Here is a 14745-nt window from a genome sequence, read left to right as displayed (position 1 = left end):
GCCCTTACTCATCCCATTACCCTCCGATTGAAATTGGATTCTTTCATCCATCATGTATAGCCGTTATTTCTTCTTGTTTATTATGCCGTTAATTTCGTCTTTATTTTGCAGTTATTTTCACAGAACGCCAAGGGTAACCAGCGGCGGCCACTGAACTTGCCGCGACTAGCGCGACGCTGCTCCCCGCCGTCTGGTTGACCCAATTGTTGGGCTAAGATTTTTATTTTAGATAGGTGCCTTAATGTCTGAAAATACTATAAGATTTTCGTTTCTTGTGTTGTCTAATATGCTTTTCTGGGTATCTGGTGCTTTCTTTGGGATGGGACTTGAGTCTCTACGGTTTAAGCGTAAGAACAGTGGCATACACCCCGATAATGGCAATGATAGTTGTCCAAAGCCATTGCCAATGCCTTAAATAGAAACCGATAATTGCTTTAGCTGCTATTGCAGTCCAGTGGCACTCATAATCCCCGCCAGGAATAACCAAAGGAGAATCATGGGGGTTTTCGTGAGGGATATATGCTCCGTTGTACCAATTAGACACTGCCTTAGCGATATTTGATATAATGCTCATTTCTATTGAGTAGCTATTTGGTGACATTATTGGTTGTTGGTTCTTTCTCTTTCCCAGTAAATAGACCACCGGCAAAGCCAATAACCGCAAATAATATATTTGCAAATACTTGGGCATCAAGTTTTCCAGATGCATAAAAAAGAGATGACACTACAATGACTAGAAGCAATAGAAACGAGCTTGTTGCAAAGCGACCAAATCCCTTTGTTTTTGTAACAAAGAATCCAATTAGTGATATAATTCCTATGCAAAAGATAGCTATTAACAGCCATGCCGTTATATCCATGTAATCTCCAATTATTTATTGTTGGTTTTGTATGTCAGACCTACGATTGACGCTGCCGGGCGGTTGCATCGTGCGCCGCCCAACGCCTAGCATGAGGGGCGGCGGCCAATGAAATAGTTTCAGAGAAAGCTGCTCCCCGCCGTCCCTCTCTATGCGTTTGTTCGGCTTTTGTCGTTTATTTGTTAGAAAATGTATCCAATTTTTCTTTTGACACCGCATTAACACTCATTTCCCGAGGTTGTTAGGCAGCTTGCGAAAAAAAAAGAGGAGCGAAGCGCTCCTCTTTTGTCATGGAATATGATTTGTCCAATATTACATGGATTGCTGCTGCTTGAGTCGGTTGTGGATTTCCTTGCCAAGCCTATGTGCTTCATTCCAAATATTATGCTGGTTTTCCACATTACAAAATTTTTCAGGTGTTACTTCCGTATCCTTGCCAAAAATCCAAGGAAGTGCGCTCATTGGGCAAGATTGACCAAAGCCACAAACCATACATTCTGGGTTGCCTGTAGCCTTAAGCTGGCCAAGCACGTCCATTCCTTCTAAAGTCAGTGCATGGGTTACCTGGTTACTAGCTTCTTCAAGACCAGGAGCACCACGACCAATTCCTGTCACAACAACGACTGCTAACTTGCCACGATTAAAACCATTTTGGTGCCGAAGCGAGAAAAGTCTTTCAAGAAAAGATTTAGTAAAACCATCTATAGTTCCATATGGAGGATATCCACCAACAACAATTGCGCCAGCTTTTTTAATCTTTTCTGCGAGAGCAGGGAAATCATCTTTAACTTTACAGATATTGTCTTTCGTACAACCAAGACAGGCAATGCAGGGTTGTACTTTTACGCGACTGAGTTTGATAAATTCATGGGGCAGACCACTATTTTCGAGTACGGCCTTGACTAATCTGTCAGTGTTTGAATCTTTTACAGGGCTTCCAGAAATACCAATAACTTTAGGGTCCATAATTAATCCTCCTCGGTTTAGGTTAAGGTTGGGATTAATATAGTCCACACAGACATAAAACGTTGTAGCTGAGGCTACATTTACTTTTTTTATTTAAATTCTGTTGTCCTCATAGTGAAAAAAATCATCCGGGTGTAATAATCATGACTCGGTTGTCTATTTCTATTTTCCCTGTTTCCTTGAGATATTTTATGGCTTTTGTGACACTGACACGATGTGCGCCGATAAGAAAACTTAATTCTTCATGGGTCAAAGGGAATTGTAATTTCACACCTTTTTGACTTGGAATGCCATGTTCATTTGCAATTTGTTTGAGAACACTATATAGACGATCTTCAATGCTCGTTTCGGCCATTGAGCCAACTTTGCTGGTAAGTTGAGAAATTCTTTCGCTCATATTTTTTATAATCTGTAAGCCGATATTTGGGTATTGTAGTATCATCTGGCTTAACTGTTCCCTTGAAAATCCACAGGTAAGTGTATTGTCCATACACACAGCGTTTACTGGATAGAGGTTTTCGCCAGAAAAAATATTTTCACCGATAAAATCCCCAGCTTTTCTAATATCCAAGGTGATTTCGTTACCATTCTCGAGGATTTTAGTCAATTTGACCCTACCAGATTTCATTAGGAACATTTCGGTAGATGGATCCCCTTGGTTAAAAATAAACTTGCCTTTCCCGATTTGTCGACGTTTAGCATTGCCAGCGAGAACCTCCAACTCAGTTGCGGTAATGTTGTTGAACATCCACAGATGACCAATACACACCGTAGAAAGTTTTATGTCGGGAACAGCTATATTCTCACACGTACATCTCAATATTAGACCTCCTGTTGTGATTTAAATGCCGAACAATTACTATACGGACCGCCATATTACTTAAAATTGTCTCCACTATAGCACATTGAGAGATTTTTTGAAATAGAAAACTGCCATAAAATCAATTGCAGGCATTTTCACTTTTTCGTTTTTTGTGGTAATATGGTTTAAAAGCGAAATGGCGGGAAATATGGCAAAATCGTCTGATGTTAATAATAACCTCCTTCCTGAGTTTCAAAAGTTCCTTGCGGAAAGAAAGCTTGCCCCTGAAAAAAATATCCCGTTTCTCGCTTATTGGGTAAGCAGGTTTTTCGTATTTGCCCGCAGGCTTGAGCGCTCAGTGACGGAGTATGATGAAATAGCGGTTCAGGAGTTTATCGAGACCCTGCGGTCGGACAAACGTGTTCTTGAGTGGCAGCCGAAGCAGGCAAGCGATGCACTGAGGCTTTATTATTTCAATTATCTCGGCAAAACCGGCGGTCAGACCGCGGGCGCAGCAAGGATCGCGGATAGAGATAGCGCTTTCAGAGAGACAAGGCGCTTGATAAGGTTGAAGCATTATTCGTACAGTACCGAACGAACATACCTTCAGTGGATCGAGCGTTTCTTCTCTTATGCCCTTGAATCTGACGACAAGAAAATAGATGATTTGTCATCGGCAGATTTCAAAAATTTCCTGAGCCATCTTGCGCTTAAGCAAAGAGTATCTTCTTCTACTCAAAACCAGGCCTTCAACGCGATTCTGTTTCTCTTTCGCTATGTACTTAACAAGGAGACAGAACATCTCGGCGATACCGTCAGAGCGAAACGCGGACAGAAGCTCCCGGTTGTGCTTACCGTAGAAGAGATGGGACAGTTGTTCAGGCATATGACCGGGACCAATCTACTGATTGCCGAGCTGCTCTACGGGGCCGGGCTTCGCCTTATGGAGCTCGCCCGGTTGCGGGTGCAGGATATTGACCTTGATGCAAACACGATCTTTATCCGCAGTGGCAAGGGTGACAAGGACCGCACGACAATGCTTCCAGTAGCGGTGAAGGAGCGATTGAGAGAGCATCTGAAGAAGGTAAAGGCGCTTCACGACAAGGACGTTGCCGCCGGACATGGAGCGGTCTTTCTGCCGGATGCGCTTGAACGGAAATACCCTGATGCCGCTAAAGAATGGCGGTGGCAATATGTTTTCCCCTCGTCCAAGCTTTCTGTAGATCCGAGAGGCGGCAAGGTCGGGCGACATCACATCAGCGATAAATCCATTCAACTTGCACTCAGAGATGCGCTGCGGCAGGCAGGTATAGTTAAGCATGCAACAGTCCATACGCTGAGACACAGCTTTGCTACGCATCTGCTTCAGAACGGTATCAATATCAGAGAGGTCCAGAGCCTCCTTGGGCATAAAAATGTTGAAACGACTATGATCTATACTCATGTCCTTCGTAACATGGCAAATGCGCCTCAGAGTCCATTGGATGTACTTTATGGAGAGAGCAAATGAAAGTCGCCAGGCTCTACAGCTTTACGGATATTCGCATCGAGGACATGCCTGTCCCTAAAGTCGGACCGCGTGATGCATTGATAAAAACGAAGGCGTGCGGCATCTGTTCGGGGGATGTGATGCCGTGGTATATCGAGAAGAAGGCGCCTCTGGTGATCGGGCATGAGCCGGCAGGGGAGATCGTCGAGCTGGGGAAAGAGCTGTCAGCCGTCAGCTCTCAGCCACCGGCGTTCAGTGTCGGTGACCGGGTCTTCGTGCACCACCATGCGCCGTGCCTCTCCTGCGCCTGCTGCGAGCGGGGCGACCATGTGCAGTGCTCGACCTGGCGCACGACGAAGATCGTCCCCGGCGGCATCGCCGAATACGTGCTCATTCCCGAGACGAATCTCAGGCACGATACGATCAGGCTTCCCGAAGGGGTGAGCTATGAGGACGGCACGCTCGTGGAGCCCACGGCATGCGTGGTGAAGTCGCTGCGGCGGGCGGCGGTCAGGCCCGGAGATACGATGCTCGTCATCGGCCTCGGCGTCATGGGCCAGATGCATGTACTCCTCGCACGGGCCTTTGGGGCGAAGCGGGTCATCGGCACGGACATGATACCGTCCAGATTACGGAAGGCGCTCGAGCTCGGCGCAGATCATGTCATCGATGTGTCAAAGGAGGATATGATCGCCAGGGTGCGTGAGCTGACAGGCGGCCGCATGGCGGATATCGTTATCGTCGGGCCGAACAGCGCTGCGGTCATGGAGACCGGCATAGCGGCAGCGGCGCCGGGAGGGTCGGTGGTCCTCTTCACCCCGGCCAAGCCGGGCGAGATGCTGACCGTCGATCCCAACCACCTCTACTTCAACGACATCAGCCTGGTGACAAGCTACTCGTGCGGTCCTACCGATACGAAAGAAGCGTTGGAGTTTATCAGGAAGGGATTCGTTACAGCGGACAAGCTCGTGACCCACCGCTTCGGCATCGACGAGACGGCGCAGGCGTATAAACTGACCGCCGAAGCGCGCGACTCGCTGAAGTGCCTCGTCACCTTCGGCGGCTGATACTCTATCGAATCTATGAGCCCCTAACGAAATAACGCAGCTTGGAGTCGGACGAGGTATAGTAGGTGAGCGGCTTGATCAGCCCAGGCGAAATCCAGGGATGGTGAAGCGGGCTGATCCAGCCTCGGAGACGGGCTGGATGCCCGTCGAGAATGAGCGAACATACTGTGCCTTGTCTGACTCGCCTCTGCTCATTCCGTTAGACGCTCTAATTCACCTTAATACACCGCGATACTTCGCGCAGGAGCTTGGTGACATCGAACTTCACCAGGTAGCCTTCAGCGCCGACGCTCTTCGCCTTCTCCTTGTTTTCATCGCCGCTCAACGAGGTATTGATGATGATCGGGATGATCTGGAGCTTGGCGTTGTTCTTCACATTCTTGGTGAAGGTGAGACCGTCCATCTCGGGCATCTCGACATCGGAGATGATGAGCTGGACGAAATTGGTGATAGGCTGGTCGCCGATCCTCGGCAGGAAGTCGTTCAGGATGTCCAATGCCTGCTTGCCGTCCTGCGCCTCGATGACATGGAGGCCCGCATTCTCGAGGGTATCCTTCAGAATTCTTCGTGCGACGCCGGAATCGTCGGCGATGAGCACGGTCCCTTTCAGCTTCCTCTTCTCCACCTGCTCGATCTCTTCGAGGGCTATTTCGTGCTTGGGCACAAAGCCGCCCATCTCGGAGATGATGCTCTCGAGGTCGAGGATGAGGAGCAGCGACTCGGTCTCGTCGTCGAGCTTGGTCACTCCGGTCACCCTGCCGCTGTGCTTCGCCTGGAGGAGCGACGGCGGCGGCTTTATCTGGTCCCACTTGATTCTCCTGATGCGCTCGACGTCATGGACGATCATCCCGACGGTGGTCCCGAGCATCTCGAGCACGATCACTTTCGGACGGATCTCCATCGCAGCAGGGGCCTCTATCCTCATCCATTGGCCGAGATTCACGATGGGGATGACCTCTCCGCGCACTTCGGCCAATGCCTCGGCATAGGCGGGCATGTCAGGGACCTTGGTCACCGTCGGCATGGGGATGATCTCCCGCACCTTCGCCACATTGACGCCGTAGTCGAGCACCTCGGGGGTCCCGTCAGGAAGGGTGCTGTACATCCTGAAGACCACCAGCTCCATCTCGTTCGCTCCGACCTTCAAGACCTCCGGCAAGGCACCGGGATTCTGAGCCATACTCCCTCCGCTCTGTATCTGGTTTTTTCTGATGGGAACGTTAGCCATAGATATACCTGTATATTCGGGTTTTGCATGGAATTCTTGAATTTCATTATAATGAACCCATGATATCAAAAAGAAAGAAAGATCCCCTTCCGGCAGACGCAGCACCCTCCTGCGATTGGACGAGTCCGCCTGTAAAAGGGAAAGAACGGCGGAAGCGCGCCGGCTCCGGGCCCGCGGAAAGAGACCGGATCCACCGCTGCCGCCCCGGCTGCCGGTGGAGCGGCGTAAAGACCGAGCGCTATAAGCAGAAGGACGGCGGGTGGTCGTCGATCGTCAGGAAGGTGCTCGTCGGCAACAAGGGCGAGGCGACGAAGTTCCATCTGCGCTATTTCGAGATCGCTCCCGGCGGCTACAGCAGCCTCGAACAGCACCGCCACGCGCATGTCGTGATCGGTGTCCGCGGCAAGGGGAAGGTGCGCATGGGGAAGCGGCTCTATGCAATCGGTCATCTCGATACCGTCTACATCGGACCCGATACGGTCCACCAGCTCACCAACCCTTACGACGAGCCCTTCGGCTTTTTCTGCATCGTCGATGCCAGGAGAGACAGACCGAGGCCGGTAGAAGACAAGACCGGCAAAAAGCGGTAATCAGTTCACCAGGTTCGAGAGGACGAGCACGGTCCAGTAGGGCGAGAACATGAGGATCGAGATCGATGCGAGGTACGAGGGGATGTAGTAGAACCCTCCCTTGAAGACCGTGGCGAGCGGGATATCGGCCATGCCGGCGACGACGTAGCTGCAGATCCCGATGGGCGGCATGATCGATCCCATGGTGGTCACGATGGTGATGACCTGGCCGAACCAGATCGGATCGTAGCCCATCTGGATGACGAGGGGATAGAAGATCGGGAGCGAGACGAGGAGAAAGGCGAGGGCGTCCATGACGCAGCCCCCGATGATATAGAAGAAGAGAATTATCCAGAGCACGATCCACTTCGGCATGGCGAGGGTCCCGATCCATGCCGCTGCCTCGAAGGGCAGCCGCGTCAGGGTGAGAAAGCGGCCGAAGACGACGGCGCCCGCGAGGATCATGAAAACCATGCAGGAGATGCGGAGCGTATCGGTGATCGATGCCGTGAAGCCCTTCCACGAGAGCTTCCGCCGCACCACGCAGATGACGAGGGCAAGGGTGCAGCTCGCCGCGGCAGCTTCGGTGGCGGTGACCACGCCGGTAAAGAGGGCGACCATGATGACGGCGAAGAGCACCAGGATGTCGAGCGCCTCGGGAAGCGCCTTCAGCCGTTCTGCCCAGGAGCTCTTCGGCCCCTTCGGTCCCCAATCGGGGTGGCGGTAGCAGATGAAGACCACCGTCGCTGCGATCAGTATCGTGAGAATAATGCTCGGAATGACGTTTCCGAAGAAGAGCTTTCCTATGGACTGGCCCGTATACAGGCCGTAGACGACGAGGACGATGCTGGGGGGGATGAGCACGCCGAGGGTCGCGCCGGCAGCCACGGCGCCGGCGTTGAGCGTCGGGTGATAATTGTACTTCTTCATCGCCGGGATCGCAACGGCGCTCATCGTGGCCGCGGTGGCGGTGTTCGATCCGCTTATGGCGGAGAAGGCGGCCGACGCCATGATCGTGGTCATGGCGAGCCCGCCCCTGAAGTGGCCGAACCACTTGTAGGTCGCGTGGTAGAGGCTGTTGTTGTAGCCTGCGTAGTGCACGAACTCCCCGAGAAGAATGAAGAGCGGAATGACGGTGAGCCCGTAGCTCGAAAAGATATTCCAGAGATCGGCGCCGATCATGCCGAGCGCGGCATTGAGCGATGTCACATACGTAATCCCCAGGAAGCCGACGAGCGCCATGGTGAAGGCCGCGGGTATCCTGAGCAGGAAGAGCATCGCGAACATGATGAGGATGCCGTAGACGCCGACGACCGGCCCGCTCATCGGCGCTCTTCCCCTGCTGCGAGGCTCTTGAGCAGTTGGATGACGAGCGTGAGGGCGAGGATCGCGAACCCCGCCGCAACGCAGAAGACGAAGGGATAGTAGACGATCTTGAGCGTCTCCGAGAGCTCGCCCGACTCTTTTATCTTCATTCCCCAGAGATAGATCTGCCGGGAGACCACCCCGAAGAGCGCCGCGGTAACGAGATAGTAAACGCTGTCGAGAAGGCGTTTCAGCGGTCGGGGGAATTTACCCGAGAGGATATCGACGACGATATGGTCCCTCTTCTGCTGCGTATAACCGAGGGCAAAGGCGATAACGAGCGCTCCCATGAACGAGACGACCTCGTAGGTCCCCCGGTAGGGGATGTTGAATATCCTGAGCAGGATATTGCCGGTGGCGAGGAGCGTCATGCCGAGCAGCGCCGCACCGCCCAGGACCACCAGCAGCCTGTTCAGGAGCGAATTGAATTTTTCGAGACGGTCGATCATGCGCCAACACGCTTTCAGCCGTCAGCCTTCTGCAGTCAGCTGACAAGGAAAAATCTGTTCCGCTGGCTGCCGGGGGCTTAAGGCTCAATGCTTTTATTTGTATTTTTTCTCGTACTTCTTCTTCAGGGTTTCGGCATCCTTGACGATCTGTGTCCCCGGCAGCCCGAGGGCATTCGTCCTCTTCACATACTCATCGACCATGGGATTCAGGAGCTTCCGGATCTCGGCCCGGTCGCTCTTCGGCAGCTGGAAGACCTGGTGGTTATAAGTCTTTTTCGACCACTCGAGCGCCTCTTTCACATGGTCGTCGACATACGTCCCTGTCCAGAGCGCCTGCTCTCTCCGCAGGTCGTCGATGACCTTCTTGACGTCGTCGGGAAGCATATTCCACTTCTCCTTGTTCATCACAACGGCAAACGAGACGACCGGGAGCTCGACGATCGTCGCATAGGGCGTGTAAGCGGCGAACTTAAAGTCCTGCAGTATCTCGAGGGATGACAGCATTCCTTTCACGACGCCCTTCTGGATCGCTTCGGGCACTTCGGACTGGGGCATGGCGATCGGCGTCCCGCCCAGGCGCTTCACCGCGTCCGCTCCCGTAGCCGCTGCCCTTATCTCGAGTCCCTTCAGGTCCTTGAGCGTCCTGACCGGCGCCTTGGTCATGAAATTCGTCGGCGGACAGGTGAAGAGGGTGATGATCTTCACCTTCTCGAACTCCTTCGGGTTGTACTTCTCGACGAGGTCGTAGAGCACGAGGCTCGCCACCTTGGCGCTGGTGAAGCCGAGCGGGAGATCGACCGCCTCGGAGACGGGGAAGCGGCCCGGCTGATAGCTCATCGCGAAGTTGCCGATGTCGGCAGCGCCCGAAATCACGCCGTCGAGGATGTTCTTTGCCGGGAGGAGCGTCCCGCCCGGGAAGGTCTGGACCTTCACCTTCCCGTTGGTCCTCTTCTCGATCTCTTTCGCCCACCGCTCCATCTGCACGCTCGGGAACGTCGCGGCAGGGGGGAAATTCGCATAGGTCAGGGTGATCGTCGGCTGGGCCGCGGCACTATCGGGAACAACGAACGCCGCGACCGCTATAAGGGCTACAACCACGAACAAAAAAAGAAACCGCTTCGTATTCATAACAGCCTCCCCGGAATGTATGGTACGGCATTATAGCTAAGTTCCGTATCCAAGCAGAGCGATATCATATCATGTTTACCGTGCTTTTTTCCTATGCGGTCTCTGCTTGACAAGCTTTCGGGCAGGACCTTAGTATAAATGCTCGTGCCGCTTCGTGCAGGATGCGTCGCGAGAGAAGATCATCACCGTTGAGGAGCGTTTCCGGCAGTGAGCAGTCGCGTCTTGATGATGGGCAACGATGCCATCGCCCGAGGGCTGGTGGAAAACGGCTGCGCCGTGGCGACCTCCTATCCCGGCACCCCGGCGTCCGAGATACTGCCCGCGGTCGTCAAATGGAAGAAGGAGCTCTCCCTTCCCCTCCATGCGCAGTGGGCGGTCAACGAGAAGATAGCCTTCGAGATAGCCTTCGCCGGCAGCATCGCCGGCCTCCGCACCATGGTCAGCATGAAACAGGTCGGCCTCAATGTCGCCGCCGACCCGCTGCTGAGCGCGGCGTACATGGGGGTGAAAGGCGGGTTCATCGTCATCTGCGCCGACGACCCGGGACCGCACTCTTCACAGACCGAACAGGACAGCCGCCTGATGGCGATGTTCGCCAAGGTCCCGGTCCTCGACCCCTCCACACCCCGGGAGGCGAAGGAGTTCATCGCCCTCGCCTACGAGCTCTCCGAAGCCTTCGAGGTTCCGGTGCTGCTGAGGCCCACCACGAGGGTCTGCCATGCCTCGCAGGATATCGCGCTCGGCGATCTGCTCAGGATCGAGCGGAACGGGGGCTTTCGGAAAGAACCGACCCGCTGGGCCGCGACCCCCAAGTTCCGTCTCCTCCTGCATCGGGGGCTGAACGATAAGCTCAAGGCGATGGCTGTGTATCCGCAGACAGCGCCCCGCCTGCTCAGTCCCGGGGTCACGGCGAAGAAAGCGGTCGTCACCTCCGGTGTTGCCGCCGCGCACACGAAAGAGATCATGGACGACCTGCATCTCCGGGACTCCTGCGCCGTGTACCAGGTGCTGCAGCCCTATCCGCTCCACACCGACTTCATGCGGACGCTGCTGGGCACCTACGACGAGATCCTGGTGCTCGAAGAGACGACAGGCGTCATCGAGATGCAGCTCGCGGACCGCTCTAAAGTACGGGGAAAGATGAGCGGCGCAGTGCCCGAAGCAGGAGAACTGCTTCCCGAACATATAGAGCGGATCATCGCCGATTTCACCGGCGCCTCGGCCGAGACAGCTGCCCCGCCTCCGGCAGCAGCCGGGAGAAGGCCGAGCCTCTGTCCCGGCTGTCCCCACCGGGCCAGTTTCTTCGCCATAAAGAAAGCGATCCCCCATAGCCGCAGCATTTATACCAGCGATATCGGGTGTTACACCCTCGGGCTGAATCTGGGCGCCATCGATACGGCCCTCTGCATGGGCGCATCGGTCAGCCAGGCAGCGGGATTCTACCATGCCTACCGCCAGATGGGAAAAGAGACCGACATCGTCGCCACCATCGGCGATTCCACCTTCTTCCATGCCGGGATACCGGCGCTCATCGATGCCGTGGTGCAGGACGCCCGCTTCGTGCTCGTGGTGCTCGACAACTCCACCACCGCGATGACCGGCAACCAGCCGACGCCCGCCACCGGCATAGGCGCCTGCGGCGACGTTACCGGGAAGATATCGATCGAGGGCCTCGTGAAGAGCTGCGGGGTGGCCTTCTGCAAGGAGGGCAATCCGTACAGGGTCCCCCACTTCGTCGCGCTGCTCAAAGAGGCGCGCGAGCACAGCAGGACGCACGGGCTGGCGGTGGTCATCGCACGCTATCCCTGCCTGATGGATAAGCGCTCGAAAGAGGAACGCCTCCCCGCAGTGGCGGTGGCGATATCCGAAGAGTGCGACGGGTGCGGGTACTGCACCAAGGAGTTCGAGTGCCCCGCACTCGAGCCCGACGAGGCGGCGAAGAAGGTGCGTATCAACAGGATCCTGTGCACCGGCTGCGGCGTCTGCCTCCATGTCTGTCCCAAAAGATCGATAGAGGGGGTCGAGCGTGCCTGAAGAAAAGACCGGACAGCAGATATTCCTGAGCGGCATAGGCGGCCAGGGCATACTCTTCATCACCCGCCTTCTCGCCGAGACGGCGATTCACAAGGAGCTGCCGGTGCTCACCTCCGAGACGCACGGCATGGCGCAGCGGGGGGGCACGGTGGTGTCGCACCTGAAAGTAGGCTGCTTCACCAGCCCTCTCATCCGCCCCGGCCGGGCAGACGGACTGCTGCTGCTCAAGGCCGAAAACCTCGCCCAGCACCGCTTCTATCTCAAGCCGGGGGGATGGATTGTGATGAATGCGCGCTCCCTGCCCCCCGCGCCCGATACGAGCGCCGGAGCGGTACTTCATGCGGCGATCCATCATATCGATGCCGACAGACTCGCGGAAGAGACAGGAAACCCTCAGTCGGTCAACGCCATCATGCTCGGCTTCGCCGCAGCGCGCGCTTCCGCATCTGCGGGGACCACGCCTGCGCTCTTCTGCTCGGCTGAAGACATTGTCGCCGCCATACACCAGCGGTTCGGCCAGCGTGAAAAGCTGCTGCGCAGCGCGCTCGAGGCCTTCGACCTCGGTCTTCGCCACGGGCGATAGGATGAGCATAATGCATCTGCTGGCGCCGCCATACGCGGATAACGCAGTCTGACGCCTGGAGGAGGTAGTTTCCTATGCTCGTGCGGTATCCTTCAAAAGCAAAGACTCCCGAAGAGCTCAGGCCGCTCCAGCTCAAAGGGCTGCAGTGGACGGTTGCCCACGCCTATGCCCATTCGCCCTTTTACAGGGCAAAACTGGATGAGGCGGGGATCTCTCCCGCCGATATCAGGTCGCTCGACGATCTCGCCCGTCTTCCCTTTACGACCGCCGACGACCTGCGCGACGGCTATCCCTTCCCTCTGCGGTCGGTGGAAGACAAGGATATCGTACGCATTCACTCCTCATCGGGCACGACCGGAAAGAGAAAGATTCTCAGCTACACGCAGAAGGATATCGACGATTGGGCGTACATGTTCGGCAGGTGCTACGAGCTGGCCGGCGTGACTCGGGAGGACAGAGTACAGATCTGCGTCGGCTACGGGCTCTGGACCGCGGGCGCCGGCTTCCAGCTCGGCTGCGAACGGTACGGCGCGATGGCGATTCCGATCGGGCCCGGCAATATGGATATGCAGTGCACCTTCCTGCTCGATCTTCAGCCCACGGTGGTCTGTTCCACCGCGTCCATGGCGCTCCTGCTCGCCGAAGAGGTGCACCGCCGGGGGATACGGGACCGGATCAGGCTGAAAAAAGTCATCTGCGGCGCCGAACGCATGAGCAACGCCATGGTCAAGAAGATAAAAGAGCTCCTCGGTATCGACGAGCTCTACGATATCGCGGGGCTGACCGAGCTCTACGGCCCCGGCACCGGCCTCAGCTGCGCCGCCGGAAACGGTATTCACTACTGGGCCGACTTCTATATCCTGGAGATCCTCGATCAGAAGACGCTCGAGCCGGTGCCGCCGGGAGGGACCGGAGAGATGGTGTTCACCACCCTCTCGAAAGAGGGAGCGCCGCTCATCAGATACCGGTCACGGGACCTGACGCGGCTGATCGAAGGCGACTGTCCCTGCGGCTGCAGCCTGCCCCGGCATGACCGCATCCTCGGACGCTCGGACGACATGTTCATCATCAGGGGGGTCAATGTCTATCCCGGGCAGATCGACGCGATCCTCTCGGAGGTGCACGGCATCGGGAGCGAGTACCAGGTCATCCTCGACCACGGCAGCGACGGGAGAGACTACATGACCTTGAAGGTCGAGCGCGCTCAAAGCGTCCATGAGGGCGCCGGCAGAGAGCTCGGCAGCCGTATCGCACACGCCCTCAAACATGCGCTGATGGTCTCCTGCTCCGTCGAGCTGCTCGATTACGGCAGCCTGCCGCGGACAGAGAGGAAAACAAAACGGGTCTTCGACAACCGGGTCTTCTGATCCGCTCCCCGCTGCCGCTCCTCACTCTTCCACACGCAGAATCTTGTCTCGGGAGAGGCCGCCGGTAATCCGGGAGAGCGCCGCAGCGAGCGCTTCCTCATCGTACGATTCCATGGTCACCATGACCGAATAGTCGCTTCGGCCCACGACGGGATAGGAGCCTATCTTCACCGCCGGGAAGTCCCTGACGATCTCGTTCAGGAGGGGAGCTATCCTCGATTCGTACTCGGTGACATACACCCTCCTGACCGAGGGCGGCTTTCCGCCGTGCAGGAGCCTGGCAAGCACCGTCACCTTCATCCTGAAATATTCGGGAATGCCGGGGAGGATATAGATATTCCTGAAGACGATGAGCGGAAGGCCTATCGTCGTATCCTGGATAACCGATGCGCCCTCCGGCGCCTCCGCCATTCTCAGCTGCTCGGGGGTGGGCGTCCCGCTGTAGTGCCGCTCGAGGAAAGCGCGCAGGTGCGTATCGATCACGACCGCGACGCCGAAGGCCTTCGCGATCCCCGCTATGGTCACGTCGTCATGGGTCGGCCCGATGCCGCCCGAGGTAATGACATAATCGAACCGCGACGAGAACGCGGCAACTTCATCCGCGATGGTATCGATATCGTCCCCGATAACCGCAATGCGGCGCAGCGCGATGCCGATCCGGCGCAGCTCCCCTGTCACGAAAAAGGAGTTGGTATCCTGGATCATGCCGGACAATATTTCATCGCCGATGATAATGACGCCTGCCGTACGTTCCATGGCTTCTCATGGATTTTACCATAGATGCGGCATCGTCCCTCCAGCCCCACGATACCCCAGGGCAAGCGCATCAAAACGACGA

The 14745-nt window shown here is 55.9% G+C and carries 14 protein-coding genes; 6 read left to right on the top strand and 8 right to left on the bottom strand.

Annotated elements, in window-relative coordinates:
* Positions 1–587 precede the first annotated feature (587 nt).
* From AB1805_15110 to AB1805_15100, 3 genes are all read right to left on the bottom strand, one after another.
* Positions 588–860 carry a hypothetical protein gene (locus AB1805_15110; protein ID MEW5746757.1) on the bottom strand — a complete coding sequence of 91 codons (273 nt, stop codon included), beginning with the start codon at positions 858–860 and terminating at the stop codon, positions 588–590.
* 312 nt (positions 861–1172) lie between these two features.
* The gene (locus AB1805_15105) at positions 1173–1826 is read right to left on the bottom strand and encodes a flavodoxin family protein (protein ID MEW5746756.1); all 654 of its coding nucleotides are present in this window, start codon (positions 1824–1826) and stop codon (positions 1173–1175) included.
* A 124-nt stretch (positions 1827–1950) separates the two neighbouring features.
* Positions 1951–2646 (bottom strand): Crp/Fnr family transcriptional regulator, encoded by a 696-nt coding sequence (locus AB1805_15100; GenBank protein MEW5746755.1) that lies wholly within the window; start codon positions 2644–2646, stop codon positions 1951–1953.
* 190 nt (positions 2647–2836) lie between these two features.
* On the opposite strand from AB1805_15100, the gene AB1805_15095 reads away from it, so the two are divergent.
* Both AB1805_15095 and AB1805_15090 read left to right on the top strand, forming a co-directional pair.
* Complete coding sequence (locus AB1805_15095) at positions 2837–4138, top strand: integron integrase (GenBank protein MEW5746754.1); 1302 nt, start codon at positions 2837–2839, stop codon at positions 4136–4138.
* On the top strand, positions 4135–5184 hold the full coding sequence (locus AB1805_15090; protein MEW5746753.1) for a zinc-binding dehydrogenase: 1050 nt from the start codon (positions 4135–4137) through the stop codon (positions 5182–5184). Before AB1805_15095 ends, AB1805_15090 begins: the two co-directional genes overlap by 4 nt.
* A 208-nt stretch (positions 5185–5392) precedes the next feature.
* Here AB1805_15090 and AB1805_15085 read toward each other — a convergent pair whose 3' ends face one another.
* Complete coding sequence (locus AB1805_15085; GenBank protein ID MEW5746752.1) at positions 5393–6364, bottom strand: chemotaxis protein; 972 nt, start codon at positions 6362–6364, stop codon at positions 5393–5395.
* A gap of 107 nt (positions 6365–6471) precedes the next feature.
* Here AB1805_15085 and AB1805_15080 point away from each other — a divergent pair, with 107 nt between their 5' ends.
* Positions 6472–7002 carry a cupin domain-containing protein gene (locus AB1805_15080; protein MEW5746751.1) on the top strand — a complete coding sequence of 177 codons (531 nt, stop codon included), beginning with the start codon at positions 6472–6474 and terminating at the stop codon, positions 7000–7002.
* Here AB1805_15080 and AB1805_15075 read toward each other — a convergent pair whose 3' ends face one another.
* The 3 genes from AB1805_15075 to AB1805_15065 all read right to left on the bottom strand — a co-directional run bounded on the left by AB1805_15075 (position 7003) and on the right by AB1805_15065 (position 9923).
* Positions 7003–8307: a TRAP transporter large permease gene (locus AB1805_15075; protein ID MEW5746750.1), complete on the bottom strand. Its 1305-nt coding sequence runs from the start codon at positions 8305–8307 to the stop codon at positions 7003–7005.
* Positions 8304–8795, bottom strand: coding sequence for a TRAP transporter small permease (locus AB1805_15070; protein MEW5746749.1), 492 nt, complete (start codon positions 8793–8795; stop codon positions 8304–8306). The genes AB1805_15075 and AB1805_15070 overlap by 4 nt, the downstream gene beginning before the upstream one ends.
* Positions 8796–8888: 93 nt before the next feature.
* Entirely contained in the window at positions 8889–9923 is a 1035-nt protein-coding gene (locus tag AB1805_15065) for a TRAP transporter substrate-binding protein (protein MEW5746748.1), read from the bottom strand.
* Between the two features lie 207 nt (positions 9924–10130).
* Between AB1805_15065 and AB1805_15060 the strand changes: the two genes are divergently transcribed.
* The 3 genes from AB1805_15060 (at position 10131) to AB1805_15050 (ending at position 13907) form a co-directional block, all read left to right on the top strand.
* Positions 10131–11957, top strand: coding sequence for a thiamine pyrophosphate-dependent enzyme (locus tag AB1805_15060; GenBank protein MEW5746747.1), 1827 nt, complete (start codon positions 10131–10133; stop codon positions 11955–11957).
* Positions 11950–12540, top strand: coding sequence for an indolepyruvate oxidoreductase subunit beta (locus AB1805_15055; GenBank protein MEW5746746.1), 591 nt, complete (start codon positions 11950–11952; stop codon positions 12538–12540). Before AB1805_15060 ends, AB1805_15055 begins: the two co-directional genes overlap by 8 nt.
* A 74-nt stretch (positions 12541–12614) precedes the next feature.
* Positions 12615–13907 carry a phenylacetate--CoA ligase gene (locus AB1805_15050; protein MEW5746745.1) on the top strand — a complete coding sequence of 431 codons (1293 nt, stop codon included), beginning with the start codon at positions 12615–12617 and terminating at the stop codon, positions 13905–13907.
* A 21-nt stretch (positions 13908–13928) separates the two neighbouring features.
* On the opposite strand, the gene AB1805_15045 is transcribed toward AB1805_15050, so the two are convergent.
* On the bottom strand, positions 13929–14663 hold the full coding sequence (locus AB1805_15045) for a molybdopterin-binding protein (GenBank protein MEW5746744.1): 735 nt from the start codon (positions 14661–14663) through the stop codon (positions 13929–13931).
* Positions 14664–14745: the final 82 nt, after the last annotated feature.

This window comes from Nitrospirota bacterium (assembly GCA_040752355.1).
Lineage (GTDB): Bacteria > Nitrospirota > Thermodesulfovibrionia > Thermodesulfovibrionales > Dissulfurispiraceae > JBFMCP01.
This window is presented reverse-complemented; position numbering and strand designations above follow the sequence as displayed.

Bases quoted from the DNA above. Each gene is read 5' to 3' on its own strand.
- AB1805_15045 (MEW5746744.1), bottom strand. From the start codon at position 14,663: ATGGAACGTACGGCAGGCGTCATTATCATCGGCGATGAAATATTGTCC.
- AB1805_15095 (MEW5746754.1), top strand. From the start codon at position 2,837: ATGGCAAAATCGTCTGATGTTAATAATAACCTCCTTCCTGAGTTTCAA.
- AB1805_15065 (MEW5746748.1), bottom strand. From the start codon at position 9,923: ATGAATACGAAGCGGTTTCTTTTTTTGTTCGTGGTTGTAGCCCTTATA.
- AB1805_15080 (MEW5746751.1), top strand. From the start codon at position 6,472: ATGATATCAAAAAGAAAGAAAGATCCCCTTCCGGCAGACGCAGCACCC.
- AB1805_15070 (MEW5746749.1), bottom strand. From the start codon at position 8,795: ATGATCGACCGTCTCGAAAAATTCAATTCGCTCCTGAACAGGCTGCTG.
- AB1805_15085 (MEW5746752.1), bottom strand. From the start codon at position 6,364: ATGGCTCAGAATCCCGGTGCCTTGCCGGAGGTCTTGAAGGTCGGAGCG.
- AB1805_15110 (MEW5746757.1), bottom strand. From the start codon at position 860: ATGGATATAACGGCATGGCTGTTAATAGCTATCTTTTGCATAGGAATT.
- AB1805_15090 (MEW5746753.1), top strand. From the start codon at position 4,135: ATGAAAGTCGCCAGGCTCTACAGCTTTACGGATATTCGCATCGAGGAC.
- AB1805_15075 (MEW5746750.1), bottom strand. From the start codon at position 8,307: ATGAGCGGGCCGGTCGTCGGCGTCTACGGCATCCTCATCATGTTCGCG.
- AB1805_15105 (MEW5746756.1), bottom strand. From the start codon at position 1,826: ATGGACCCTAAAGTTATTGGTATTTCTGGAAGCCCTGTAAAAGATTCA.
- AB1805_15050 (MEW5746745.1), top strand. From the start codon at position 12,615: ATGCTCGTGCGGTATCCTTCAAAAGCAAAGACTCCCGAAGAGCTCAGG.